This window comes from Bradyrhizobium erythrophlei (assembly GCF_900129505.1).
GTDB lineage: Bacteria > Pseudomonadota > Alphaproteobacteria > Rhizobiales > Xanthobacteraceae > Bradyrhizobium > Bradyrhizobium erythrophlei_D.
The window spans coordinates 861,849-878,023 of the sequence record NZ_LT670818.1 but is presented as its reverse complement, the minus strand read 5'-3'; the positions used below and the strand labels follow the sequence as shown (position 1 = coordinate 878,023).

General features: G+C 63.7%; 15 protein-coding genes and 1 tRNA gene. 4 read left to right on the top strand and 12 right to left on the bottom strand.

The window, feature by feature from the left end; genetic code table 11:
* Nucleotides 1-615: 615 nt before the first annotated feature.
* The gene (locus tag B5525_RS04125) at nucleotides 616-1,296 is read left to right on the top strand and encodes a ParA family protein (protein ID WP_079564834.1); all 681 of its coding nucleotides are present in this window, start codon (nucleotides 616-618) and stop codon (nucleotides 1,294-1,296) included.
* Nucleotides 1,297-1,465: 169 nt separating this feature from the next.
* Here the strand turns inward: B5525_RS04125 and B5525_RS45250 are convergent, their stop codons facing one another.
* From B5525_RS45250 to B5525_RS04115, 3 genes are all read right to left on the bottom strand, one after another.
* Nucleotides 1,466-1,603: a hypothetical protein gene (locus B5525_RS45250; protein WP_172899813.1), complete on the bottom strand. Its 138-nt coding sequence runs from the start codon at nucleotides 1,601-1,603 to the stop codon at nucleotides 1,466-1,468.
* A gap of 135 nt (nucleotides 1,604-1,738) precedes the next feature.
* Complete coding sequence (locus B5525_RS45245; RefSeq protein ID WP_172899812.1) at nucleotides 1,739-1,891, bottom strand: hypothetical protein; 153 nt, start codon at nucleotides 1,889-1,891, stop codon at nucleotides 1,739-1,741.
* A 172-nt stretch (nucleotides 1,892-2,063) separates the two neighbouring features.
* Nucleotides 2,064-2,339, bottom strand: a complete 276-nt coding sequence (locus B5525_RS04115; protein WP_079572917.1) for a metal-sensitive transcriptional regulator — start codon at nucleotides 2,337-2,339, stop codon at nucleotides 2,064-2,066.
* Between the two features lie 53 nt (nucleotides 2,340-2,392).
* On the opposite strand from B5525_RS04115, the gene B5525_RS04110 reads away from it, so the two are divergent.
* The gene (locus B5525_RS04110) at nucleotides 2,393-4,798 is read left to right on the top strand and encodes a heavy metal translocating P-type ATPase (RefSeq protein ID WP_079564831.1); all 2,406 of its coding nucleotides are present in this window, start codon (nucleotides 2,393-2,395) and stop codon (nucleotides 4,796-4,798) included.
* 70 nt (nucleotides 4,799-4,868) lie between these two features.
* Here the strand turns inward: B5525_RS04110 and dapA are convergent, their stop codons facing one another.
* The 3 genes from dapA to trxB all read right to left on the bottom strand — a co-directional run bounded on the left by dapA (nucleotide 4,869) and on the right by trxB (nucleotide 8,220).
* Entirely contained in the window at nucleotides 4,869-5,828 is a 960-nt protein-coding gene (gene dapA, locus B5525_RS04105; RefSeq protein ID WP_079564830.1) for a 4-hydroxy-tetrahydrodipicolinate synthase, read from the bottom strand.
* 500 nt (nucleotides 5,829-6,328) lie between these two features.
* On the bottom strand, nucleotides 6,329-7,252 hold the full coding sequence (locus B5525_RS04100; protein WP_079564828.1) for a LysR family transcriptional regulator: 924 nt from the start codon (nucleotides 7,250-7,252) through the stop codon (nucleotides 6,329-6,331).
* Nucleotides 7,253-7,254: 2 nt separating this feature from the next.
* Complete coding sequence (gene trxB, locus B5525_RS04095) at nucleotides 7,255-8,220, bottom strand: thioredoxin-disulfide reductase (RefSeq protein WP_079564827.1); 966 nt, start codon at nucleotides 8,218-8,220, stop codon at nucleotides 7,255-7,257.
* Nucleotides 8,221-8,490: 270 nt separating this feature from the next.
* Here trxB and B5525_RS04090 point away from each other — a divergent pair, with 270 nt between their 5' ends.
* Nucleotides 8,491-8,970: an Lrp/AsnC family transcriptional regulator gene (locus B5525_RS04090; RefSeq protein ID WP_079564825.1), complete on the top strand. Its 480-nt coding sequence runs from the start codon at nucleotides 8,491-8,493 to the stop codon at nucleotides 8,968-8,970.
* A gap of 147 nt (nucleotides 8,971-9,117) precedes the next feature.
* On the opposite strand, the gene B5525_RS04085 is transcribed toward B5525_RS04090, so the two are convergent.
* From B5525_RS04085 to B5525_RS04065, 6 genes are all read right to left on the bottom strand, one after another.
* The gene (locus tag B5525_RS04085) at nucleotides 9,118-9,519 is read right to left on the bottom strand and encodes a DoxX family protein (RefSeq protein ID WP_079564823.1); all 402 of its coding nucleotides are present in this window, start codon (nucleotides 9,517-9,519) and stop codon (nucleotides 9,118-9,120) included.
* A gap of 11 nt (nucleotides 9,520-9,530) precedes the next feature.
* A complete protein-coding gene (locus B5525_RS04080) occupies nucleotides 9,531-9,926 on the bottom strand; it encodes a DoxX family protein (RefSeq protein WP_079564821.1) in 396 nt (131 codons plus the stop codon).
* 223 nt (nucleotides 9,927-10,149) lie between these two features.
* Nucleotides 10,150-10,626 (bottom strand): transcription elongation factor GreA, encoded by a 477-nt coding sequence (gene greA, locus B5525_RS04075; RefSeq protein ID WP_079564819.1) that lies wholly within the window; start codon nucleotides 10,624-10,626, stop codon nucleotides 10,150-10,152.
* Between the two features lie 169 nt (nucleotides 10,627-10,795).
* A complete protein-coding gene (gene carB / locus B5525_RS04070) occupies nucleotides 10,796-14,128 on the bottom strand; it encodes a carbamoyl-phosphate synthase large subunit (RefSeq protein WP_079564818.1) in 3,333 nt (1,110 codons plus the stop codon).
* 335 nt (nucleotides 14,129-14,463) lie between these two features.
* A tRNA-Ala gene (locus tag B5525_RS43560) sits at nucleotides 14,464-14,540 on the bottom strand.
* A gap of 54 nt (nucleotides 14,541-14,594) precedes the next feature.
* Nucleotides 14,595-15,308, bottom strand: a complete 714-nt coding sequence (locus B5525_RS04065; RefSeq protein WP_079564816.1) for a class I SAM-dependent methyltransferase — start codon at nucleotides 15,306-15,308, stop codon at nucleotides 14,595-14,597.
* A gap of 123 nt (nucleotides 15,309-15,431) precedes the next feature.
* On the opposite strand from B5525_RS04065, the gene B5525_RS04060 reads away from it, so the two are divergent.
* The gene (locus B5525_RS04060; RefSeq protein WP_079564814.1) at nucleotides 15,432-15,971 is read left to right on the top strand and encodes a Dps family protein; all 540 of its coding nucleotides are present in this window, start codon (nucleotides 15,432-15,434) and stop codon (nucleotides 15,969-15,971) included.
* The last annotated feature ends 204 nt before the right edge of the window (nucleotides 15,972-16,175 follow it).

Sequence of the window (16,175 nt, the reverse complement as noted above, 5' to 3'; positions counted from 1 at the left end):
TGCCGAGGCGGCTGCGGCGTTCTGACGCTCTGCTCGAATCTCGAACAATGTGAATCGAGGACCGCGCGAAAGGTGCCTCTCATGGTGCGGGAGACGCGCCAGCGCATGATGAGTCTTGGTTAGTTCGCGGGCTCTGCTCACCTCTCCCCGACGGGGAGAGGTGAAGGGAACGCGGACGGATCGATTCAATCAAAAGTCATCCCGCGCTAGCGCGGTCACGAGTCATGAAGGTCACGTCTTTCGGGATGCGGCGAAGTCGCCCTCCTCGGAGAGTGAGCAGCAGGGCTTGCCGGTCCAAAAGGGCGCCTTCAGGCGCTGCCTCCTCGCAGGTACAATCCGCTGCGAAGCGGACTCGTTTTGTTCGATACACGCCGTGGTTTGCTCCAAAAGCCGGTTGCGCCGATGCTCGGGCAGGTTGAATGCGACGGGTTTGACGCCGGGGGCCCCTTAGAGATCGCGTGACGACTCGCTCCCCTGCTGCGCCGCACGGTGTGACTCAAAAGCCAACCCCTGGGATTAATCAGGGGGCGCCTCACAATTGGTTGTAAATTTTTCTTTCACGAATCAGCGCGCTGATTCATTTTCAGCTTCTGGGGTCAATCTGGAGGCCAAGGTATGAACGTCATTGTTTTCGCTTCGCGTAAAGGCGGCTCGGGCAAAAGTACCCTGGCTGCTCATCTTGCTGCGCATGTCAACAAATCAACGAAGCCAACGCTGCTTGTCGATGCCGATCCGCAGGGCTCGCTGACCCTGTGGCACAAGCTGCGTGGCACCAACGAACCGCCGATCAAGACCGCGGTCAATTCCGTCAGCGGGATCGTCGCAGCCGCGAAGCGTGAGGGCTTTGAATGGGTTTTCATCGACACGCCGCCGAACCTGTCGGCCGTCGTCGAGGATTCCATCAAGAACGCCACCATGGTGATCATTCCGGCCCGACCGGGGGTGTTCGACGTCAACGCCGTGCAGGAAACCATTCTGACCTGCCGCGCCGCGCGCAAGCCCTATGCCGTCGTGCTCAACGGTGCGCCCGCGCGCCGCGACGATGCCGAGAGCCCGATCGTTGCCATCGCGCGTGAATCGCTGGCGAAATTCCGGGCGCCGGTTTGGGGCGGCCAGATCACCAACCGTGCCGACCTGTTGATGGCGCTCAGCCATGGCGAAGGCGCGCGCGAATATTACGCGGAAGGGCGTGCGGCGGCCGAGATCGGCCGGCTGTGGGCCGCGATCGAACGCTCGGTGAAGGCGATCCGCGGATCGGCCTCGGCGAGCGGGGCCATGCACAAGCAGGCGGCTTAACCCGGCCGCAGGCACCGGACCAACAAAGAACGCGCAGGCTTGGCGCGTTTTTCTGTTGTGAATCGTCATCCCCACGTAACGGCTGGGGCGTTACGTGGGGATGACGTTGTTTGCAGCTCGAGGTCTGTTTGCAGCTCGAAAATGTCGGGGTGCCGACGGCCGCCCGAAACTAGGCGACCATCAGCATGTAGAACACGATCACCGGCGACAGGCCCAGGATCACGGTCCAGATGCCCAGCGCCCAGAGAATGTCTCCGGTGGTAAAGCCAGCCTGTTGTTCAGGGAATGGATTATTCCGAGTACTCACGATGCCCCCGCGCTTATTGTTCTTGTGGGCATCTTGATAGGCGCGAAGTTTTAAAAAAGCCGATCGCGATTTCGCTCGCATTTGACCACAGGTGCTACCGCGGATTAACCAGTGCGGCAGCTTGCGGGCCGCCCGTCAGCTTCCCGTCATCAGGCGCAAGGCCACCACCGGCGCCACGCCCAGAAGCATCGCCCACAGGCCGAATGACGATACCAGCAGCAGATCCTGCACGGCCTCGGCGCGTACCGAAGCCAGATTGGCGGCATCGCGAATGGTTCGAGTGGTCATTGTTTCCCCCGTCGGTTGTTGTTGGAGGAATTCGATACGCCGCAACTTTTAAAGTTGGCGCTGCCGGGTCATTCGGATCTGAAGCACCGTCATCACCGCGCATTAACCAAGCAAACGGCCAGCCACGTGTCCCGCGTCCGGGACACGCTGAGGCCGCTGTCGACGTCGCGGTCTACCGCTCGGCGCGGCTGACCACGTCCATCAGCTCGGCGATCTTGCGACGCTGGTCGGCCTTGTCGCCGGAATTGATCGCGTGCTCGACGCAATGGGCGACGTGGTCGCGCAGGATTTCCTCCTCGACGCGGCGCAGTGCGGCCTTCGCCGCCGCGATCTGCGTCACCACGTCGATGCAATAGCGGTCATCCTCGACCATTCCGGCGAGCCCGCGGATCTGGCCTTCAATTCGTTTCAGTCTTTTCAGGCAGGACGTCTTGATCTCGTTGCGCATGCGGTCCATATACCCCCCTAGGGTATCGTTTTCAAGAGGCCAGGAGCGCGTTGATGGCAGAGACGGAGCACGCACACGGGACGGCGGACGCCGGCCACCATCACGCGCACGGCACGCCGGCCCACGCCTGCTGCGGCGGCAGCCATGGCCGCGGCCATCAAGCCGCGGTAGCCGCGATCGATCCGGTCTGCGGCATGAGCGTCAACCGCGAGCCGGCGAAACACCGTTTTGCCTACAAGGGGCAGGACCATTTCTTCTGCAGCGGGCGCTGTCGCGAGCGCTTCGAGGCCGAGCCGGAAAAATACCTCAGGCCGAAAGAGGCCAGACAGCCTGAGCCCGAGGCTCCAGCCGGCACCATCTACACCTGTCCAATGCATCCGGAGGTGCGCCAGGTCGGCCCCGGCTCGTGTCCGATCTGCGGCATGGCGCTGGAGCCCGAGCAGGTCTCGCTCGACCAGGCGCCGGATCCCGAACTGATCGATATGGTGAGGCGGTTCTGGATCGCGGTTGTCCTGACGCTGCCGGTGTTTGTCATCGAGATGGGCAGCCATCTCGGTTTTGGGCATCTGGTGCCGCCGATGTGGTCGAACTGGATTTCGCTGGTGCTTGCGACGCCCGTGGTGCTGTGGGCGGGCGCGCCGTTCTTCGTGCGCGGCTGGCGCTCGCTGGTGACGCGCAATCTCAACATGTTCACGCTGATCGCGATGGGCACCGGCGTGGCGTGGCTCTACAGCGTCGTCGGTACGCTGGCGCCGCAGCTGTTTCCGCCCGCGTTCCGCGACATGCACGGCATGGTCGCGGTGTATTTCGAGGCCGCCGCCGTCATCACCGTGCTGGTGCTGCTCGGGCAGGTGCTGGAATTGCGGGCGCGCGAGCGCACCTCGGGAGCGATCAAGGCGCTGCTGGGGCTCGCGCCGAAGACCGCGCGCCGCATCACCGCTTCCGGCGACGAGGACGTCGCGATCGACGCCATCGTGGTCGGCGATCGCCTGCGGGTGCGTCCGGGCGAGAAGATTCCCGTCGACGGCGTCGTCACCGAAGGACGCTCCGCGGTCGATGAATCCATGGTGACCGGCGAGTCGATGCCGGTGTCGAAGGTCGAGGGCGCGCATGTCATCGGCGGCACCGTCAACCAGAGCGGCGGCCTGGTGCTGTCGGCCGAAAAAGTCGGCCGCGACACCATGCTGGCGCGGATCGTCGACATGGTGGCCCGGGCGCAGCGCTCGCGCGCCCCGATCCAGCGCCTCGCCGATCGGGTCGCTGGCTGGTTCGTGCCGGCGGTGATCGCGGCGGCGGTGGTCGCGTTCGCGGCCTGGATGACCTTCGGTCCAGAGCCGCGCTTCACCTTCGGCCTGGTCGCGGCCGTCACGGTGCTGATCATTGCCTGTCCCTGCGCGCTCGGGCTCGCCACCCCGATGTCGATCATGGTCGGCGTCGGCCGCGGCGCCCATTCCGGCATCCTGATCCGCGACGCCGAGGCGCTGGAGCGGTTCGAGCGCATCGACACCGTCGTGCTCGACAAGACCGGCACGCTCACCGAGGGCAAGCCCAAGGTGGTGTCGATCGTGACCGCCGGCGGCATCGAGGAAAACGAATTGCTGCGGCTGTCGGCCAGTGTCGAGCGCGGCAGCGAGCATCCGCTGGCGCAGGCAATCCTGAACGCCGCCAAAGAGTGCGGCGTCAAGCCCGGCGAGGCCAGCGATTTCGCCTCGCCCTCCGGCAAGGGCGCGACCGGGACCGTCGACGGCCGCAGGGTCGCGCTCGGTAATGCGATGCTGATGAGTGAGTTGAAGGTCGCGACCAAAGAACTGGACGCCGCGGCGGAAGCCGCGCGCCAGGATGGCGCCACCGCGATCTATGTCGCGGTCGACGGCCGCGCCGCCGGCATCATCGCGATCGCCGATCCGGTCAAGGCCTCGGCTCAGGCCGCGTTGCAGAAGCTGCGCGCGGACGGCCTGCGCGTGGTGATGCTGACCGGCGACAACCTCACCACCGCGCGCGCGGTGGCGTCAAAGCTCGGCATCGACGAGATCGAGGCCGGCGTGCTGCCGGAGCGCAAGAGCGAGGTGGTACAGCGGCTGCGCCAGCAAGGTCGCAACGTCGCCATGGTCGGCGACGGCGTCAATGACGCGCCGGCGCTGGCGGCGGCCGATATCGGCGTCGCCATGGGCGGCGGCACCGATGTTGCGATCGAAAGCGCCGGGATCACGCTTTTGACCGGCGACCTCATGGGCCTGGTGCGGGCGCGGCGGCTGTCGGTCGCGACCATGCGCAACATCCGCCAGAACCTGACCTTCGCGTTTCTGTACAATGCCGCCGGCGTCCCGATCGCCGCTGGTGTGCTCTATCCGGTGTTCGGCATCCTGCTGTCGCCGATGATCGGCGCCGCCGCGATGGCGCTGTCCTCGGTCAGCGTGATCGGCAACGCGCTGCGGCTGGCGAGGACGAGGCTGGATTAAGCCACGCGGCCTTTCTCATCCCTCCACCTTGTGCGAAGGGGAGGGATGAAGAAGAGCTGCGACCCTTTTGCTATGCGGCGCGCGTTGACGCCTTCTTCCGCCGCTCGATCTCCCGATCAATCCGCGCAGCAAGCTCCGCGCTCACTTCCGTCATCGGCAGCCGCACCTCCGCGCTGTCGATCAAGCCCGTCCGCCACAGCCAGTGCTTGATCGGCGCCGGGCTCGGCTCGGAGAACAACAGCTTCGTGAGATCCGCAACCGACCGCCAGGGCGCCAGCGCCGCGTCGTGGTCGCCGCCTGACTGCAGCTTGTAAATTTCTGCGAAAATTCCGGTCTCGACATGGGCAGTCGCCACGATGCCGCCATCGGCGCCGTCGCTGAGCGCGTCAAAATATTGGGCGTCCTCGCCGGTCAGCAGGGCGAAGTTCTGGCCGCGCCGGCGCAACAGCTCGAGTGACTGGTCGCGGTCCGCGCAGCAGTCCTTGAGGCCGATGATATTGGGGTGATCGGCCAGGCGCAGCATCGCCTCGTTGCCGAGATTGACGCCGGTGCGGTAGGGAATGTTGTAGAGCGCCACCGGGTGCGCGGCGCGATCGGCGAGCGCGCGGAAATGAAGCTCCAAGCCCCGCTGCGACGGCCGCGAATAATACGGGCAGGAGATCAAATAGCCGTCGATCGGCCATGAGGCGGTTTGGTCCAGCGTGTCGAGAAGCGCGCCGGTGTTGCTGCCGGACAGGCCGAGCAGGACAGGAAGATTGCTCACCTTGCCGGCTTCGTCCCGCACCGCGAAGACCAGCTGTCCGGTTTCCTCGGGCGTCAGCGTCAGGCCCTCGCCGGTGGTGGCGGCCAGCACCAGCCCGTTGATCGGCAGCGCAGCATAATGCCGGACCAGCCGCCGCAGCGACGCCTCGTCGAGCGCACCGTTGCGGAACGGGGTGATCAGCGGCAGCCAGAGGCCATGCAAGGAAGCTTGAAGATCGGATGCTTGCAGACCGGAAGTCCGAAGGCCGGAAGTCTGTGGGTCGTTCATGGGTCCATCTCCTTTTGGGGTCGGCCGGAGACGGGACACGAAAAAAACCCGTCCAGACGGCGGGGTTTTTTCGGATCGGTGATGGCGAAATCTCTATCGCGCGCGTCGACCTGAAGCCCCCGGAACGGGAGCTTTTTTCGACAACGCTGCCATGCAAAGAATCGCGATCATCTGGGAATGATGATCGGCCGCCGCGAGGCTGTCAACTTGCGGAACCGGTGCAGTCGTATGCATCTGGCCGCATGGCGCGCGACGGTGGCGGGGTGCAGCCAAAAAAAAGCCGGGCTCGCATGAGCCCGGCTTAAGGTATTGGCCACGTGAGGCCGACACAATCACCTTCCAAGAGGGATTACTGAACGCTCGCGCCGCTGGAGGAGGGGGACAAATGCGCAACCCGAATGTTCAGCGTAAAACAGTATGGTCCCCGCCGGCGCCCTGCAGCAACTAGGCTGCGAGCATGTCAGTCATGCGGAGATCGGGGGCGTTGAGCGAACATAACATTACGACGGCCAGCGCTGCGCCTTGCTCACCACGAAGTCGCGGAAGACCTGCACCCGCGCCACCGTCTTCAATTCTTCGGGATAGACGAAATAGGTATCGAGCTGGATCGAGTCGGATTCCCCGAACAGCTGCACCAGGCGGTTATTTTCCTCGACCAGATAGTCCGGCAGCGCCGCAATCCCGAGCCCCTGCTGGCAGGCGCGTACCAGCCCAAGGATGTTGTTGACCCTGAAATAGGCCTCGCGCGGGCCGGAGCCGTTGCGCCCGGCATCGATCAGCCAGCTGCGGTTCGCCAGATGTGCGGGAACCTGCGAGTCGCTCAACATGATGATGCGATGCGAATCGAGGTCGTCGAGCGTGCGCGGGGTGCCGAAGCGCTTGATGTATTCCGGCGAGCAATAGGCATGGAAGCCAATCGAAAACAGCTTGCGCTGGATCAGGTCGGGCTGCGTCGGCTTGCGGGTGCGGATCGCGACGTCGGCTTCCCGCATCGACAGATCCAACTCCTCGTCCGTGACGATCATCGAAATGCGGATTTCCGGATAGAGCGCGGTGAATTCGTGCAGACGCGGAATCAGCCAGTTGATGCCGAGCGCCGGCGGTGTCGTGATCTTGAGGTCGCCGCTCGGCCGCTCGCGGCTGTCGGTCAGCTTGGCGCGCGCCGCCTGTAGCTGCATGAACACGTCATGCGCGGTGCGGAACAACAGGTCGCCCTGCTCGGTGAGGATCAGGCCGCGGGCGTGGCGGTGGAACAGCGACACCGAAAGCTCCTGTTCCAGCGCGCTGACCTGGCGTGAAACGGCCGATTGCGACAGGCCGAGCTGTTCGCCGGCATGGGTGAAGCTGCCCGCTTCTGCCGCTGCGTGAAACACCTTCAGCTTGTCCCAATCCATGTCGGTAAATCCGTCCCGGGTTCGTGCCATGATTATTCCGCCGCCGCGCGTTCGCTCGCCCTAAGGGCGAGAAAACGCTCGGCCTCCAGCGCGGCCATACAGCCAAGGCCTGCGGCCGTCACGGCCTGCCGGTAGGTTTCATCGGCGACGTCGCCGGCGGCGAACACGCCGGGTACCGAGGTCGCGGTCGAATTCGGCGCCACTTCGACATAGCCGGACGGTTTCAGCTTGATCTGGCCGGCCACGAGGTCGGTGGCCGGGGCATGCCCGATCGCGATGAAGACGCCGTCGGCCGGCACGTCGGTCAACGCGCCGGTCTTGACGTTCTTCAGCCGGACATGGGTGACCTTGCCGGGATTCTCGGTGCCGCAGATTTCGTCGATCGCGCTTTCCCACACCACCTTGATCTTGGGGTGCTTGAACAGCCGGTCCTGCAGGATGCGCTCGGCGCGAAAATGGTCGCGGCGATGTACGATGGTCACGGTCGAAGCAAAATTGGTCAGGAACAGCGCTTCCTCGACCGCGCTGTTGCCGCCGCCGACCACGATGACTTCCTTGCCGCGATAGAAGAACCCGTCGCAGGTGGCGCAGGCCGAGACGCCAAAACCCTTGAACTTCTCTTCCGAGGGCATGCCGAGCCAGCGCGCCTGCGCGCCGGTGGCGAGGATGACGGTTTCAGCGAGATAGATGTCGCCGGAGTCGCAAGTCAGGCGGAACGGCCGCCGGCCGAGTTCGAGCTTCATGACGAGATCGGTGACGATTTTGGTGCCGACATGGGCCGCTTGTTTCTCCATCTGCTCCATCAGCCAGGGCCCCTGGATGACGTCGGCAAAGCCCGGATAATTCTCCACGTCGGTGGTGATGGTGAGCTGGCCCCCGGGCTGGATGCCCTGGATCAGTACCGGCTCGAGCATCGCGCGCGCGGCATAGATCGCAGCGGTGTTCCCGGCCGGACCGGAACCGATGATGACGACCTTGGCGTGGATAGGGGCAGGCATAGGCGAAGTCCCACTCTTACGGGAGATTTAGTCGGTGCTTGGAGGAAAGCGCCCGGAAGGCATTGCCCCGGCGCTGAAAGTGTCAAATCCAAGTCTAAGATATCTGGCAAGCTATGCAAGAATTGCAATCCATATCAGCGAATTTTCCCCCTAAGGGCGAGAATTGGCGCACCGCACGCGCAATAAAATTGCGCAAGGAGCCGCAGCTGGGCTAAGAGTGTTGCCAACCATTGTCACCCAGCTTTTGCCAGCCCCAGAACCGGTACCCGCGTGTCGAAGAATCTTGACGAAATCGACCTTAAAATCCTCAGCGAAATCCAGGCCGATGGCCGAATCACCAATGTGGAACTGGCCAAACGGGTCGGGATTTCGCCGCCGCCCTGCCTGCGCCGGGTCCGGACGCTGGAGGAAGAGGGCTACATCCAGGGCTATCGCGGGCTCCTGGATCCGCGCCGGCTCGGTTTCGACGTCACGGTGTTCGCCTCCGTACATCTGTCGAGCCAGGCCGACTCCGACCTGCGCGCGTTCGAGGAATTCGTGCGCGCCGAGCCCCTGGTGCGGGAATGCTGGATGCTGTCGGGCGAGGTCGACTTCATCCTGAAATGCGTGGCGCCCGACATGGCGACGTTTCAGGCGTTCGTCACCCATCTGACGGCAGCCCCCCATGTCCGCAATGTCAGGACATCGCTGGTGCTGCACAATTCCAAATACGAGGCGGCGGTCCCGCTCGATCTGAAAGTGCCGGGGTAACGGGACTTATCTCTCCGCCGTCATTGCGAGGAGCGAAGCGACAAAGCAATCCACACTTCGCTTGCGGCCCAATGGATTGCTTCGCGGAGCCTGTCATCGGGCGCGCGTTCGCGCGACCCGTTGGCTCGCAATGACGAAAGAGGCTCCTCAGCGCTTCTTGCCCATGATCGCGTCGAGGCTCAGCGGTCCGCCGCCGGCGAAGACCAGATAGAGGCAGGCGAAGCAAAACAGGATCGCGCCGCTGCCGCCATTGATCAGCGGGTAGAAGTCCTTCGGGAAATGCCCGATGAAATAGGCGAACGCCATCTCGCCGGACAGGATGAACGCCACCGGGCGCGTCAGCAGTCCTAGGATCAACAACCCTCCGAGCACCAGTTCGATCGCGCCCGCGGCGTAGATCAGCGGCGGGGGATTGGCGAAATAGGGCAGGGCCGGAAATTTGAAGATCTTCGCGACCCCGTACTGGAACAACAGCAGGCCGAGGATGATGCGGAAGACGCTGAGAATGATCGGCTCCGCCGCCGCCAGCGTTTTGTTGAACTTGTCCATGATCGTCCCCCTCAGTCCCGTTTCATCGCAGCGTCAACGCTCCACGGTCCCGCGCCGGCGGTCGCCAGATAGAGACAGGTGAAGCAATAGAGGATCGCCAGCGTCCCGCCATTGATCAGGGGGTGAAAATCCTTGGGCGCGTGCGCGATGAAATAGGCGAACGCCATCTCGCCGGACAGGATGAAGGCCGCCAGCCGGGTGAACAGGCCGAGGATCAAAAGCGCCCCGCCGATCAGTTCGATGAAGCCGGCGGCGCCCAGCAGCGACATCGGCTGCACATTGGCGTAGGCCGGAAGCGCGGGAAAGTGGAATATCTTTCCGAGGCCATGCTGGATGATCAGCAGGCCCGCAATGAAGCGCAACACGCTCAAAACGCGCGGCCTCCATGCCGCGAATGCTTCAGTCATACTCGTGTCCCCCGATGTTAGACCACGGTCAATTCGTAACGTGGCGCGATGCCGGGCGAAAGCGTGTCGCCAAAATAAAATCGGCGGCGTTTTGCAAAGCAGCAATGGAATAAGCCCGCTCGCACAGTGTTAGCGCTCCGCCTTGACCTGGCCGAAATGAAAGGGCCGGGAGCTTGTCCCGGCCTTTCATTTCAAGCCGCTGTTGCGGAATTGGTCCGGCCGTTCAGCGCCACTCGACCTTGGTGATCTCGTAGGCCTTGGGACCGCCGGGCGCCATGACCTCGACGGAGGCGCCCTTCTTCTTGCCGATCAGCGCCCGCGCGAGCGGCGAGGTGATGGAGATGCGGCCCTTCTTGGCATCGGCTTCGGGCTCGCCGACGATCTGCCACACCGCCTTCTTGTCGGTGTCCTCGTCGATCAGCGTCACGGTCGCGCCGAACATGATGGTGTCGCCGGACAGCTTTGAGATGTCGATGATGTCGGCACGCGCCAGCTTGTCCTCCAGCTCGGCGATCCGGCCTTCATTGTGGGACTGCTCCTCCTTTGCGGCGTGATATTCCGCGTTCTCCGAAAGGTCGCCATGCGAGCGCGCTTCCGCGATATGCTCGATGATGCGCGGACGGTCCACGGACTGGCGCTGCTTCAATTCGACCTCAAGGGCGGCATAGCCGCCGGCGGTCATCGGAACCTTTTCCATCATTCTCTTGTCCTTCGATCGCGCGAACCGCTCGAGGGCGCGCGCGAGACGTTTTTCAGATTGCAATTTCGGGGCTACATGGCGCCGAAACAGAACATCCGCATGGCCGGTGAGTTCCAGCCAAGCCAGCTTATTGCCAATCCGTTAACGGGCACGCTAGGCCCGTTAAAGATCAGGATTCGGAAGAAAAATAGCTCTGGAGCGTGCGGACCTCAAGGTCTCCGCCCAGATAGGCGCGGATGCCCTGGGCTGCCGCCACGGCTCCCGAAAGAGTGGTGTAATATGGCACTTTATGCAAGAGGGCAGCTCGTCGCAATGAGCGGCTGTCGGCCAGCGCCTGCGGCCCTTCGGTGGTATTGAAAACCAGCTGAATGTCGCCGTTCATGATGGCGTCGACGATATGCGGCCGTCCCTCCAGCACCTTGTTCACTTTTTCGGTCGGCACCCCGGCATCGGTCAGGAAACGTTGGGTCCCCGAGGTCGCCATCACCTTGAAGCCGACCGCGGACAATAGCCGCACCGCTTCGGTGATCCTGACCTTGTCGATGTCACGAACGGAAACAAACACGGTGCCCTTGCGCGGCACGCGGGTGCCGCCGCCGAGCTGGCTCTTGGCGAACGCCACTTCGAATGAGCGGTCGATGCCCATGACCTCGCCGGTCGAGCGCATCTCCGGACCGAGCACGGTATCGACGCCGGGGAAGCGGGCGAACGGGAATACCGATTCCTTGACCCCGACATGGCCGAGCTTGGGCTTCTTCAAGTTGAAGTCCGCAAGCTTCTCGCCGGCCATGATTCTCGCTGCGATCTTCGCCACCGGCATGCCGATCACCTTGGCCACGAACGGCACCGTGCGCGACGCGCGCGGATTGACTTCCAGGACGTAGATATCGCCGTCCTTGATGGCGTATTGAACGTTCATCAGCCCGACCACGTCGAGCCCGAGCGCCAGTTCGCGGGTCTGCCGTTCCAGCTCGGCGATCATCACAGCATCGAGCGAATGCGGCGGCAGCGAGCAGGCCGAGTCGCCGGAGTGAATGCCGGCTTCCTCGATATGCTCCATGATGCCGACAATGAAGGTATCCTTGCCGTCACACAGGCAGTCGACGTCGATTTCGATGGCGTCGGACAGATAGCGGTCGAACAGCAGCGGATTGGTGCCGAGCACGGTATTGATCTGGCCGGTCTTGTCGTTCGGATAGCGCGCCTTGACATCGCCGGGCACCAGCTCCGGCAGGGTGCCGAGCAGGTAATCGCCGAGCTGATTCTCCTCGCGGATGATCTGCATCGCGCGGCCGCCGAGCACGTAGGACGGGCGCACCACCAGCGGCAGCCCCAGATCGGCGGCGACCAGGCGCGCCTGCTCGACCGAATAGGCGATGCCGTTCTTCGGCTGCTTCAGCCGCAATTTGTCGAGCACGCGCTTGAAGCGGTCGCGGTCTTCGGCGAGATCGATGGCGTCGGGCGAGGTGCCGAGGATCGGCACATTGGCCGCTTCCAGCGCGCGCGCGAGTTTGAGCGGCGTCTGGCCGCCGAACTGCACGATCACGCCGTGCAGGGTGCCGTTCTGCCGCTCGGTCGCGATGATTTCGAGCACGTCCTCGGCGGTCAGCGGCTCGAAATACAATCGGTCGGCGGTGTCGTAGTCGGTCGACACCGTTTCCGGATTGCAGTTGATCATAATGGTTTCATAGCCCGCGTCGTGCAGCGCGAAGCAGGCATGGCAGCAGCAATAGTCGAACTCGATGCCCTGGCCGATCCGGTTCGGTCCGCCGCCGAGAATGATGACCTTCTTCGCATTCGACGGCGCACTCTCGTCGGCGAGTTGGCCTGCGAACGGCGATTCATAGGTCGAATACATGTAGGCGGTGGGCGAAGCGAACTCGGCCGCGCAGGTGTCGATGCGCTTGAACACCGGGCGAACGCCGAGCGCGTGGCGCCGGGCGGTGATATCGGCCTCGGTGGCCTCCGCCAGCACCGCCAGCCGCGCGTCGGAAAAGCCCATGGCTTTGAGGGTGCGCAGGCCGAACGCGTTTTCCGGCAGGCCGCTTTTCTTGATCTTGCTCTCCATGTCGACGATGCCGCGCATCTCGCCGAGGAACCACGGGTCGATCTTGCAGGAGGTGAAGATTTCCTCGTCGCTCCAGCCGAGCCGCATCGCCTGCGCCACCTGCAAGAGCCGGTTCGGCGTCGGCGTGCCCAGCGCCGCGCGGATCGCGTTCTTGTCGTCGTGGCGGCCGAGCCCTTCGATCTCGATCTCGTCGAGGCCGGTGAGACCGGTCTCCAGACCGCGCAGCGCCTTTTGCAGGCTTTCCTGGAAGGTGCGGCCGATCGCCATCACTTCGCCGACCGACTTCATCGAGGTGGTCAGCGTGGTGGAGGCGCCGGGAAACTTTTCAAATGCAAAGCGCGGGATCTTCGTCACCACGTAGTCGATGGTCGGCTCGAACGAGGCCGGCGTCGCACCTCCCGTGATGTCGTTGGCGATCTCGTCCAGCGTGTAGCCGACCGCGAGCTTGGCGGCGACCTTTGCGATCGGAAAACCGGTGGCCTTGGAGGCGAGCGCGGAGGACCGCGACACCCGCGGGTTCATCTCGATCACGACCATGCGGCCGTCGGCCGGGTTGACGCCGAATTGAACGTTGGAGCCGCCGGTCTCCACCCCGATCTCGCGCAGCACCGCCAGCGAGGCGTCGCGCATGATCTGGTATTCCTTGTCGGTCAGGGTCAGCGCCGGTGCCACCGTGATGGAGTCGCCGGTATGCACGCCCATCGGATCGAGATTCTCGATCGAGCAGATGATGATGCAGTTATCGTGTCTGTCGCGCACCACCTCCATCTCGAACTCTTTCCACCCCAGCACGCTTTCCTCGATCAGGACTTCGTCGGTGGGGGAGGCGTCGATGCCGCGCTCGACGATCTCGATGAACTCGGCCTTGGTGTAGGCGATACCGCCGCCGGTGCCGCCCATGGTGAAGGAGGGGCGGATGATCGCCGGCAGCCCGATGTCGTCGAGTGCGCGCAGCGCGTCGGGCAGGTTCTTGGTCTGGATCGAGCGCGGCGTCTCCAGCCCGATTCTGGTCATGGCTTCGCGGAAGCGGCCGCGATCCTCCGCCTTGTCGATGGCGTCGGCTGTGGCGCCGATCATCTCGATGTCGAATTTTGCCAGCGTGCCCTGTTTGCGCAAGGACAACGCGCAGTTCAGCGCGGTCTGCCCGCCCATGGTCGGCAGCAGCGCAAAACCGCCCGGGATGACGTAACGTTCCTTCTCGATGATCTTGGCGACGATCTCGGGTGTAATCGGCTCGATATAGGTGGCATCCGCCAGCTCCGGATCCGTCATGATGGTGGCCGGATTGGAATTGACGAGGACGATGCGGTAGCCCTCTTCCTTCAGGGTTTTGACCGCTTGCGTACCGGAATAATCGAATTCGCAGGCCTGGCCGATCACGATGGGACCGGCGCCGATGATCAGGATGGTGGAGATGTCGGTTCTTTTGGGCATCAAGTCTCGCGGGAACTGGAAATTGGGCACAAAAAAAGGGCGCGCCTGCCGCGCGTCCCTCAAACCCGGCGCTTGGGATCAACCTCGCGCGCGGGTGGTCTTTAGACCAGATTCCGCAGCCGCGAAAGGGTATTAAAGCCCCAATCAACCGGCATTTTAGGCTCCCGCCTTCGCTCTAACGAGCTACGGCGCGGCATGCCCGCCTTGGCTCTGACGCGAGCGGCGGCGCGGCCCCAGTCCGTCTACGCTTTCGCTGGGCTCAAGCTACGCCGGACACGCTTTGCCCCGCCCGGTCCGGCGTGGCTGCGCCACGCGGAGCCCGTCAGGGCAAAGCGTGGAGGCCCGGCCTGGATTTGAACCAGGATAAAGAGCGATGCACTGCTCTCGCGTCGACGCATTCCGCCACCGGGCCGATCCGATCATTGCCGATCACGCCGCGGTGAGCCACGCCTGCCGCTCATTAACCCTAACCGGCCGGCGGCAGGCGCAAAGCGTGCCGCGCCACGAAGGTCATCCGCCATGGATTATGCCCGATATTGGAGTGGGCGCGGGAGGCGGTGAAACCCGCTGCCGCCAGTTTTGCGACGATCTCGGCCTCGCTGTAGCGCTGCAGCCCGACCTTGGTGCGCAACTGCCGGTAATCCGACAGCGCGGTGGCGACCAGCCCGATCAGGGCGTCCCGCAGGAAGCCGTGCCTCGCCGCGAACTGCAACAGCGCGATCACGTCCCTGGGCATGCCGACCTCGGGGCGCAGGATATCGCCCACCACCAGCCGGCCGCCGGGCCTTAGCAGCCGCTTGATGATCGCGAACGCCGCATCGAGTTCGGCCGCGGTCATGTATTGCGCGACCGAATTCATCACCACGAGATCGACGGACTTCTCCGCCATCTTCCTGACGTCATCGAGCGAGCGCACCCGGATTTTGGTATTGGGGGCGAAGCGGGCGATCAGCCGGCCGCGCACGCCCGGTGCCGGCTCCGCCAAGATCAGCTGGCCACAGGCCTCCGCCACCTTGGCCGCCGACAGCGCTTCGCCGCAGGCATAATCCAGCACCACCGCGTCGGGCGAGGCGATGTAGCCGATAATGTCTTTCGCGATCAGCTGGAAATGCAGGTCGCGATGCAGCTTGCTCGCATAAATTGTATGCGTGGAATCGTAATAATCGATCCAATCGTCCATGTGTCGCGAGCGTCCGGTAAACCGGTTCCGGCAGCGGAACCGGCGGGAAGGTGATGCGTTAGATGGTCCGGCGGACGGTGTCCATGCCGTCAATCGTCTGATTTACTAACAGGAGGGTGCATCGTGAGCAAAACCAGGTCTGACAACAAGTCCGACAAAGTCTCCCCCGATCTCGATACGCCGACCGATATTCCGCAAGCCGCCGTGGGCAAGATCTCGACCGCGCTCAACACGCTTGTGGCCGATGCGTTCGCGCTTTATCTGAAGACCAAGAATTTCCACTGGCACGTCAGCGGCCGGCATTTCCACGACTATCACCTGATGCTCGACCAGCAATCGGACGCGATCTTCGCCACCACCGATCAACTGGCCGAACGCGTGCGCAAGCTCGGCGGCATCACGGTGCGTTCGATCGGGCAGATCGCGAAATTGCAGACCATCCAGGACAATGACGAGAACTACGTGCCGCCGCGCGAGATGCTGCGCGAATTGATGGAAGACAACAAGCATATGGCCGCGGCGATGCGCAAAGCCCACAAGCTCTGCGACGACAACGAGGATTCCGGCACCGCGGGCCTGCTCGAAACGTTTATCGACGAAACCGAGCGCCGCACCTGGTTCCTGTTCGAGGCCAGCCGCCAGGAAGGCAGCAACGCGGCATAGGGGCCTGCGGATTGTGGTATTCTGCCCTTGTCGTCCCGGCCAGGCGAAGCGGGAGCCGGGCCCATATCCGCCGGCGTTTGAGTTTGGACGAGTGGAGCGACTATCGCCTGCCAGCAAGGCCGAAACTGCTGCTCAAAAAATCGAATGCCACCATCACCAACGTCCGCCGCTACGATCCGGCCTCCGCGATGTGGATTGGCCAGT

Excerpts from the sequence above, each read along its gene's own strand:
- B5525_RS04125 (WP_079564834.1), top strand. The coding sequence starts at position 616 with ATGAACGTCATTGTTTTCGCTTCGCGTAAAGGCGGCTCGGGCAAAAGT.
- B5525_RS04080 (WP_079564821.1), bottom strand. The coding sequence starts at position 9,926 with ATGACTGAAGCATTCGCGGCATGGAGGCCGCGCGTTTTGAGCGTGTTG.
- B5525_RS04085 (WP_079564823.1), bottom strand. The coding sequence starts at position 9,519 with ATGGACAAGTTCAACAAAACGCTGGCGGCGGCGGAGCCGATCATTCTC.
- B5525_RS04115 (WP_079572917.1), bottom strand. The coding sequence starts at position 2,339 with ATGCGCAACGAGATCAAGACGTCCTGCCTGAAAAGACTGAAACGAATT.
- B5525_RS04100 (WP_079564828.1), bottom strand. The coding sequence starts at position 7,252 with ATGGCACGAACCCGGGACGGATTTACCGACATGGATTGGGACAAGCTG.
- B5525_RS45245 (WP_172899812.1), bottom strand. The coding sequence starts at position 1,891 with ATGACCACTCGAACCATTCGCGATGCCGCCAATCTGGCTTCGGTACGC.
- B5525_RS04110 (WP_079564831.1), top strand. The coding sequence starts at position 2,393 with ATGGCAGAGACGGAGCACGCACACGGGACGGCGGACGCCGGCCACCAT.
- dapA (WP_079564830.1), bottom strand. The coding sequence starts at position 5,828 with ATGAACGACCCACAGACTTCCGGCCTTCGGACTTCCGGTCTGCAAGCA.
- trxB (WP_079564827.1), bottom strand. The coding sequence starts at position 8,220 with ATGCCTGCCCCTATCCACGCCAAGGTCGTCATCATCGGTTCCGGTCCG.
- carB (WP_079564818.1), bottom strand. The coding sequence starts at position 14,128 with ATGCCCAAAAGAACCGACATCTCCACCATCCTGATCATCGGCGCCGGT.
- greA (WP_079564819.1), bottom strand. The coding sequence starts at position 10,626 with ATGATGGAAAAGGTTCCGATGACCGCCGGCGGCTATGCCGCCCTTGAG.
- B5525_RS04065 (WP_079564816.1), bottom strand. The coding sequence starts at position 15,308 with ATGGACGATTGGATCGATTATTACGATTCCACGCATACAATTTATGCG.